Genomic DNA, 2,233 nt, shown 5'->3' on the forward strand with positions numbered 1-2,233 from the left:
AGATAACCCCCTTTACGACCATGAAATTGCCCATCAACTGGGTGATGCTCTGTATGAACTAAAACAGAATTTACAACTCACCCGAAACCTCGCTATCGATGCACATAATTCTCAAACTGCCGAGCTGTTAGCAATGCAATTTCTGGATAGCCGTGCCTTACGTGAGCTTTACCGTCGTAAACTTGAACAAGAGAACGCCAGCGATGATATTTGAGGAATTGAAATGTAAGAATGATAAACAAACTATGCATGATGCCACGCAGTTAGTTCGGTATAGCGCAAAGAAAAGTGACGACGTCACACTTCTGATCGAGTATTCTTCAAGTCACTCAAAAAGTGACATCCTCGGGGGAGCATCACAATTCATCTGCGCGAACGAAATTGCTTCTGTTCCCCTTGGCGCAGAGCGCCAAGACGCCAGAGATATTGACTGGAGGCGCGCCATTGCTGAACTGCAAAGCGCTTATCTTGCTAATACTAATACGAAACAGCCCTTTCGCCACTTTGTTGTCTCCCTAGCGGAAGGGGAACAGTTGCCCCCAGTCCAATGGCGAAAGACAATTAAAAAGCTCATGACGCACCTAGGGTATGGAAATGCTCGTTATATCGCATTCAAACACTGCGATACCGACAATGAACACATCCATATTGTAGCGTCTACGACTGATTTACTGACAGGTAAAATCATTTCGAACTGGCAATCACACCTCAAAGCGCAAGAAATTATGAGGGAGCAAGAAGTTACGCTAGGGTTACAAACCGTGCAAAGCTCAGGGAAGCTGCACTCAAGTTACGACTCTGATGTACAAGGCGAAAAAGAGAAAACCGTTATTCACATGATGAGAAGAAAAGTGGATTCAGCCATTCGTACTCTGCCCCCCTCATCTTCACTGACTCAATTTGAAACAGCACTGCTCAAACAAGGTATTGAAATAGAGCTAATTCCTGACGACACAAACACTCGGTTCAAAGGCATCGCTTATCGATTCTATCAGTATCGTTTTGCAGGCTCGTCACTACGTAGTGGGAATAAGTACACACTTGGCAAACTCATCAAAAATGATGTGTTAGATTCTGATTCCTTATTAATCAACAACTACAACAAACATCAGAGAGAAATCGAGCAAGCCACAACTCACTTTAAAACCATTCGGCAGCAAGCTATTGACCATTGTGACAAATTAAAAAAACAACTAACAGAATATGAGTATCAACAATTTCACTACCTTTTATTTTCGTTCGCTAAAGCACATGAACTAGCGCTGCAAGAACACATTGAGTATTGGTTCGAGTATGTGAAACGAATACGGTCAACAAGGGACAAAGCTATCGTTAGAGCTATTTATGAGTGTGAACGAGGCATCTACACTGCATCCAGTAAGATAAACAACTTGTTCTACCATCTAATACTGGCTGTCTTCGAGTATTCTCTTCATAATAATTCTAAACTCTCGATTACACCTTTAAATGAACTGGCAATAGCGCAGCATGAAAAGAGCTCTATCGTTAAACAGACATTGGGTAGTTAGAAGAGTGAGGCTCAGAGAGCCTCACTTATTAAGAGGGCGTTCAGAATTCTGTGTCAGCTAATTTTGGCTAGATATCTAGACATCATCCAGGCGCCCATCGAAGTGAATCGCCAGTTGAAACAATGTCATATTCCAGTTCTGGATTGGCATTGTCCATTTCTTAGATGCATTCAATATCCTAGCATATAGCAGCTTAAGCAAGCTGTTTTCGTTCGGGAAACCACCCTTAGTTTTAGTCAATTTACGGAACTGACGGTGTACCGCCTCGATGGAATTTGTCGTGTAGATAGCCTTTCGAACGTACTCTGGATACTTAAAGTAAACCGATAGGTTTGCCCATTTGTTCCCCCAAGAACGCAGCACAATCGGATACTGTTGGCCCCATTTCGATTCTAAACGATCCAGTTCTATCTCTGCTGCTTCTTTACTGACAGCCCGGTAGACAGTTTTCAGGTCCGTCATGAATTCCTTCTGGTGCTTGGAAGCGACGTACTTTATTGAGCTGCGGATCTGGTGAATAACGCATTGCTGGACCTCGGTATCAGGGTAAATAGTCGAGATAGCTTCTGGAAAGCCAGTAAGGCCATCCACGCAAGCAATCAGGATATCTTCAACGCCACGGTTATGTAGATCCGTTAGCACTGACAGCCAGTAGTTTGCCCCCTCTGACTCGGATAGGTACAGGCCAAGCAATTCCTTCTTAC

The 2,233-nt window shown here is 43.5% G+C and carries 2 protein-coding genes and 1 pseudogene; 2 read left to right on the forward strand and 1 reads right to left on the reverse strand.

Features of this window, described 5'->3' with window-relative positions; translation table 11 throughout:
* A pseudogene (locus tag CAG69_RS07970) lies at positions 1 to 214 on the forward strand (chromosome segregation ATPase); the annotation flags it as partial.
* Between the two features lie 31 nt (positions 215 to 245).
* Positions 246 to 1,529 carry a relaxase/mobilization nuclease domain-containing protein gene (locus CAG69_RS07975; protein WP_237668050.1) on the forward strand — a complete coding sequence of 428 codons (1,284 nt, stop codon included), beginning with the start codon at positions 246 to 248 and terminating at the stop codon, positions 1,527 to 1,529.
* Positions 1,530 to 1,604: 75 nt separating this feature from the next.
* Here CAG69_RS07975 and CAG69_RS07980 read toward each other — a convergent pair.
* Positions 1,605 to 2,233, reverse strand: a 629-nt coding sequence (locus CAG69_RS07980) for an IS256 family transposase (RefSeq protein ID WP_161443598.1), incomplete at its 5' end; no start/stop codon positions are given.

Origin of the sequence: Vibrio sp. V43_P6S15P86 (assembly GCF_009904725.1) — a bacterium.
Classification (GTDB): domain Bacteria; phylum Pseudomonadota; class Gammaproteobacteria; order Enterobacterales; family Vibrionaceae; genus Vibrio; species Vibrio diabolicus.